Origin of the sequence: Isoptericola sp. NPDC060257, from assembly GCF_042726645.1 — a bacterium.
Classification (GTDB): Bacteria; Actinomycetota; Actinomycetes; order Actinomycetales; family Cellulomonadaceae; genus Isoptericola; species Isoptericola nanjingensis.
This window is the reverse complement of record NZ_JBHXAW010000272.1, coordinates 1-5,976: the sequence shown is the minus strand read 5'-3', so window position 1 is coordinate 5,976 and position 5,976 is coordinate 1. Positions and strand designations below refer to the sequence as shown.

Annotated in this window: 5 protein-coding genes and 1 pseudogene; 5 read left to right on the top strand and 1 reads right to left on the bottom strand. The window is 74.7% G+C overall.

The genetic code is table 11. The annotated features are described in order from the left end of the window. Positions 1-369 (bottom strand): annotated as a pseudogene (locus ACFWEK_RS17815) (hypothetical protein); the annotation flags it as partial. A gap of 120 nt (positions 370-489) precedes the next feature. Here ACFWEK_RS17815 and ACFWEK_RS17810 point away from each other — a divergent pair. From ACFWEK_RS17810 to ychF, 5 genes are all read left to right on the top strand, one after another. Next, positions 490-1,314 carry an ABC transporter ATP-binding protein gene (locus ACFWEK_RS17810; RefSeq protein WP_430554890.1) on the top strand — a complete coding sequence of 275 codons (825 nt, stop codon included), beginning with the start codon at positions 490-492 and terminating at the stop codon, positions 1,312-1,314. Beyond that, positions 1,284-2,885, top strand: a complete 1,602-nt coding sequence (locus ACFWEK_RS17805) for a hypothetical protein (protein WP_430554889.1) — start codon at positions 1,284-1,286, stop codon at positions 2,883-2,885. Before ACFWEK_RS17810 ends, ACFWEK_RS17805 begins: the two co-directional genes overlap by 31 nt. A gap of 79 nt (positions 2,886-2,964) precedes the next feature. Next, positions 2,965-4,005, top strand: a complete 1,041-nt coding sequence (locus ACFWEK_RS17800) for a GNAT family N-acetyltransferase (protein ID WP_430554888.1) — start codon at positions 2,965-2,967, stop codon at positions 4,003-4,005. 29 nt (positions 4,006-4,034) lie between these two features. After that, positions 4,035-4,823, top strand: coding sequence for a DinB family protein (locus ACFWEK_RS17795; RefSeq protein WP_430554887.1), 789 nt, complete (start codon positions 4,035-4,037; stop codon positions 4,821-4,823). Positions 4,824-4,848: 25 nt separating this feature from the next. Continuing rightward, on the top strand, positions 4,849-5,976 hold a 1,128-nt coding region (ychF, locus tag ACFWEK_RS17790), incomplete at its 3' end, for a redox-regulated ATPase YchF (protein WP_430554886.1).

Here is a 5,976-nt window from a genome sequence, read left to right as displayed (position 1 = left end):
GAACCGCTGCGCCGCGGCCTCCTGGTCGCCCTTGGCCTCGGCGAGCTGCTCCTCGAGGTGCTCGCGCACCTGGGCGAGCAGCCGGTCGGCCTGCTCCCGCGCCTCCGCCACGCGCCGGTCAGCCTCCTGGCGGGCGTGCTCGCGCTGCTCCGCGAGCCGACGGTCGCTCTCCTCGCCCGCCTGCGCCAGCCGGCTGCGCAGCTCCGCGGCGTCGCGCCGCAGCACCTCGAGCTCGCCGTGCTCCTGGACCCGCTGCAGCTCGTCCGACCGGCCCGACCTCGCGGCCCGGTTGGCGTGCCAGAGCCATCCGACCAGGATGCCCAGCACGAGGGCGCCGAGGACCAGGATCACCGCGAGGCTCGTCGTCATGGGCCACACGGTGTCATGGGGCACCGACACGGGGGAGCACCGCGGCGGCGCGTCGCTGACCAGCACGTCGGTGCGGCGCGGCCCTGTCACGCGCCGCGCCGCGCGCACTACGGTTGACCCGTGAGCGACCAGACCGGGCCGCCGCCCGCCGCCCCCGCCCCCCTCCCTCCGCCCGACCTCTCCGCCGCCTTGAGCCTGCGCGGCCTGTGGAAGCGGTTCGGCCAGAAGATCGCCGTCGCCGGCGTGGACCTCGACGTGCCGACCGGCTCGTTCTTCGGCCTCGTCGGCCCCAACGGCGCGGGCAAGACGACGTCCCTGTCCATGGCGACCGGTCTGCTGCGGCCGGACTTCGGCACGGTGCACGTGCACGGCACGGACCTGTGGACGCTGCCCGAGCGGGCCAAGGCCGAGCTCGGGGTGCTGCCGGACGGCGTCCGGCTGTTCGACCGGCTCACCGGCGCACAGCTGCTCACCTACGCGGGCCTGCTGCGCGGGCTGGACCGGGACACCGTCGCGGAGCGCACCGAGGACCTGCTGCAGGCGATGGACCTGGTCGGCGACCGCGACACGTTCGTCGTCGACTACTCCGCCGGCATGACGAAGAAGATCGGCCTGGCGTCGGCGATGATCCACGCGCCGCGCGTGCTCGTGCTGGACGAGCCCTTCGAGGCGGTCGACCCCGTCAGCGCCGCGAACATCCGCGACATCCTGCACGGGTACGTGGCCGACGGCGGCACGGTCGTCGTGTCGAGCCACGTCATGGACCTGGTGCAGCGGATGTGCTCGCACGTGGCGGTCATCGCCGGCGGGCACGTGCTCGCCGCCGGCACCGTCGCCGAGGTGCGCGGGGAGCAGAGCCTCGAGGACCGCTTCGTGGACCTCGTCGGCGGCCGTCGGGAGTCGGAGGGACTGGCGTGGTTGCGCAGCTCGTCCGCCTCAAGCTGACCCTCCTGGCCAACACGTTCCGCCGGAGCGTGTGGCAGACGATCGGCCTGGTGATCGGGTCCCTCTACGGGCTCGGCGTGCTGGTCCTGGTGGTGGCCGCCGCCGTGGCGGGCGGCAGCGCGGACCCGGTCGTGACCGGCCACGTGCTCACCCTGGCGGGAGCGCTGGTGGTTCTCGCGTGGTGGGTGGTGCCCGTCTTCGCGTTCGGCGTCGACGCGACCCTGGACCCGCGGCGCTTCGTCACCTTCGCCATCCCGCGGCGCACGCTGCTGGCCGGGCTCGCTCTCGCGGGGCTCGTCTCGATCCCGGCGGCGGTCACGACGCTCGGCGCGCTGGGTGTCTCCTTCGCCTGGTGGCGGCAGCCGGCCGCGCTCGTCGCCGCGCTGGTCGGCGGCGTCCTCGCCACCGCGCTGTGCGTCGTGGGCTCCCGGGCCGTGACGACGGCCCTCGCGCCGCTGCTCGACTCGCGGCGGTACCGCGAGGTGCTGGCGATCGTCGCCGTCGTGCCGCTCCTGCTCATCGGGCCCGCGGTCGGCTGGCTGGCGGACGGCGTCGAGGTCACGGTCGACGGGGCAGGCTCCGACGCGCTGGGGGCGGCGATCGCCCCGCTGGCCGACGTCGTGGGCTGGACCCCGCTGGGGGCGCCGTGGGCGCTGGCCTCGGCGGTCCACGACGGCGCGTGGGCCCTGCTCGTGGTCCGGGTCGCGATCTGCCTGGGCACGCTCGCCCTCGCCTGGGTGGTGTGGGACCGCGCGCTCGCCCGCGAGCTCGTGACGCCGCACGGCGGCGGCTCGGCGGCCACGGCGGCGAAGGGCCTCGGCTGGTTCGGCCGGCTGCCCGCCACGCCGCTGGGGGCGGTCGCCGCGCGGACCGCGACCTACTGGGTGCGCGACCCCCGGTACGCGGCGTCGATCGCGATGGTGCCGCTGCTGCCCCTGGTGCTGCTCGCCGTCGGGACGACGAACGGCGCGGGCGGCGTGGTCCTGCTCCTCATGGCGCCCCTGGCGGCGTGGCTGCTCGGGTTCGGCATCTCGAACGACGTCGGCTACGACAACACGGCGTTCGCGCTGCACGTCGCGACCGGCGTCCGGGGGCGGGTCGACCGGTGGGGTCGCGTGCTGCCCGTGCTGGTGGCGGGGCTGCCCCTGTGCGTCGCGTTCGCCGTGGTGGGGTGCGCCGTCGCCGGCCGCTGGGACGCGCTGCCCGCCATGCTCGGCCTCACGGCCGGCACGCTGGGCGCGTCGCTCGGGATCTCGAGCGCGGTGTCCGCGCGGCTCGTCTACCCCGTGCCGAAGCCGGGGGAGAGCCCGTTCAAGTCCCCGCAGGGCGCCACGATGGCGACCATGCTCGCCCAGATGGCGACGATGGGGATCATCCTCGCGGTGAGCGTGCCCACGCTCGCGCTCGCCCTGCCGGCGATCCTGCTGCCGCAGGCCGCGCTCGGCTGGGCGGCGCTCGGCGTCGGCCTCGTCACCGGCGTGCTCGTGCTCCTGCTGGGCGTGCGCTGGGGCGCCCGGACCTACGACCGTCGGCTGCCCGAGCTGCTGCAGCAGGTGATGGCCTTCGGGTGACGCCCCGACGGGCTCGCTCCGGGGTTCGTGACGGGGCGGTCATGGGGAGCCCAAGGGACCCTTTGCGACAATAGGGCGCGTGACCTCCGAGAACCTCGAGCACCTGCCCCTGCCCGACGGCTGGACGACGTCGGCCCCCGAACTGGCCGACCTGCCCCGCCTCGGCGAGCTGCGCGGGGCCGTCGCCGCCCCGTTCACGGGCTCGTCGGTCGTGAACCAGGACGCGCTCGCCGCGGAGGTCGCGGGCCCGGTGTCGTGGACGCGCCGCCAGGTCGTGGCGCGCGACCCCGAGGGCGTGGTCCAGGGCTGGGCGTGGGTGCACGACCGTGCCGCGGGGCGCGTCGTCGTGGGGGTCGACGTCGACCGCGCGGCCCCCGCGGCCGACGAGCTGGCGGCCGCGGGCTACGCCTGGGCGGCCCGGCAGGGGCGGGAGCTCGCGGCGCAGCGCGGGGTGGGCCGCACCCAGCTCGACGCCGGCGCGTTCGCGGGCGACACGACCCAGCAGGCCTGGCTCGCCGCGGCCGGGTACGCCAAGGCCCGCTCGTGGCTGCAGATGTCCCGGCCCGTCGTGGCGGAGGAGGCGCACCGGGGCGTGCTGCCGGACCCGCGCCCGGGCGTGACCGTGCGCCGGGTCGCGACGCACGACGACGGGATGCCCGTCGCCGAGGACCTGCAGACCGTGCACCGGGTGCTCGAGAGCGCGTTCGAGGACCACTTCAACTCCTACCGGGAGAGCTTCGGCGAGTTCCTGGTGCGGCTGCGCTCCGACCCGGGGCACCGGTGGGACCACTGGTGGCTGGCGTTCGTCTCCGACCCGCAGCAGCCCGACGCCGCCCCCGAGCCGATGGGCGCCCTCGTGGGTGCCGTCCTGCCCTCCGGCGCGTCGGGCAAGGAGGGCAGCTACATCGAGTACCTGGGCGCCGACCGCCGCGCCCGCGGCCGCGGGGTCGCGACGGCGCTGCTGTTCGCCGTCGTGCGCGACGCGGCGGCGCGGGGTCGCGACCGCGTGGGGCTCGAGGTCGACGCCGACAGCCCCACCGGCGCCGCGTCGTTGTACGAGAGCTGGGGCTGGCGCACGTCCTACGTCACCGAGTCCTGGCACCAGGACGTCGACGTCTGAGTGTCGGTGCCCGGACCTACGGTCGGCGCATGACGACGTACGGGCCGGACGACGAGCTGCGGGGCGCCCGCTTCGTCGAGGCCGACATGACGGGCGCCACGTTCCGCCTCGTGCGGCTCGACGGCGTGCGGTTCGACCAGAGCTTCATGCCGGGGGCCGTCATGCGCGGCGTCGACCTCTCGGACGCCGACATCGACGGCGAGATCACCGGCCTGCGCGTCAACGGCGTCGACGTCGCGCCGCTGGTCGAGGCGGAGCTGAACCGGCGGTACCCGGGGCGCGAGCAGGCCCGGTCGGCGGACCTCGCCGAGCAGCGGGCGTCGCTGGACGCGGCGCTGCGCGCCTGGGACGCGCACCTCGCGCGGGCGGCCGCGCTGGCGCCCGGCGCGGTCGACGAGCAGGTCGACGGCGAGTGGTCGACGGCGCAGACGCTGCGGCACCTGGTGTTCGCGATGGACGGCTGGATCCGGTACGGGCTGCGGGGGATCGACGACCCGTTCTGGTACGCCGGGCTGCCGTTCACGGAGTACGAGCCCGAGGTGGCGGCGCTGGGCGTCGACCTGGCGGCGACGCCGTCCCTGGCGGAGACCCTCGCGGCGCACGCCGACAGGATCGCCCAGGTGCACGCCGTCTACGACGAGCTCGCCGGCACCGACGTCACGGTCGACGCCCCGCGCCTCCCGCCGTGGGCGCCCGAGGGCCTCACGCGCGCGGTGCACCAGAGCCTCGGCGTCGTCGCCCGGGAGCACTGGGCGCACCTGCAGTTCGTCGAGCGCGACCTGGCGACCCTGGAGGAGCGCTCCCGGGCGGCCCGCTGACCCCCGCCACGTAGACTCTCCCGACGTGGCACTCACCATCGGCATCGTCGGCCTGCCCAACGTCGGCAAGTCCACGCTCTTCAACGCCCTCACCCGCAACCAGGTGCTCGCGGCGAACTACCCGTTCGCGACGATCGAGCCCAACGTCGGCGTGGTCCCGCTCCCGGACCCGCGGCTGGACCAGCTCGCGGAGATCTTCGGCAGCGAGCGGATCCTGCCCGCGACGGTGTCGTTCGTCGACATCGCGGGCATCGTCAAGGGCGCCTCCGAGGGCGAGGGGCTGGGCAACAAGTTCCTCGCGAACATCCGCGAGGCCGACGCGATCTGCCAGGTCACGCGCGTGTTCGACGACGGCGACGTCGTCCGCGTCGAGGGCTCGGTGGACGCCGAGGGCGACATCGAGACCATCTCCACCGAGCTGATCCTCGCCGACCTCCAGACGCTGGAGAAGGCGCTGCCGCGGATGGAGAAGGAGGTCAAGATCAAGCGGGGCGACGCCGCGCTGTTCGCGGCCGCCACCACCGCGCAGAAGATCCTCGAGTCCGGCACCACGCTCTTCCAGGGTGCGAAGGCCGAGGGCCTGGACCTCGCCGACGTCGCGTCGCTGCAGCTGCTCACGGCCAAGCCGTTCATCTACGTGTTCAACACCGACGAGGCCGGCCTCGCCGACACGGGCATGCAGCAGCGCCTGCGCGACCTCGTCGCCCCCGCGGACGCCGTCTTCCTCGACGCGAAGTTCGAGTCCGAGCTCGTCGAGCTCGAGGAGGACGACGCCAAGGAGATGCTCGCCGACTCCGGCCAGGAGGAGGCGGGGCTCGACCAGCTCGCGCGCGTCGGCTTCCACACGCTCGGCCTGCAGACCTACCTCACGGCCGGCCCCAAGGAGTCCCGCGCCTGGACGATCCGCAAGGGCTGGACCGCCCCGCAGGCCGCCGGCGTCATCCACACCGACTTCGAGCGCGGCTTCATCAAGGCGGAGGTCATCTCGTTCGACGACCTCGTCGAGGCCGGCTCCGTGCAGGCCGCCCGCTCCGCCGGCAAGGCGCGCGTCGAGGGCAAGGACTACGTCATGCAGGACGGCGACGTCGTGGAGTTCCGTTTAAACTTATTAAGTCTCGTCCCGATGCGAGTGCTATCCGGCGATGGTTTGCCG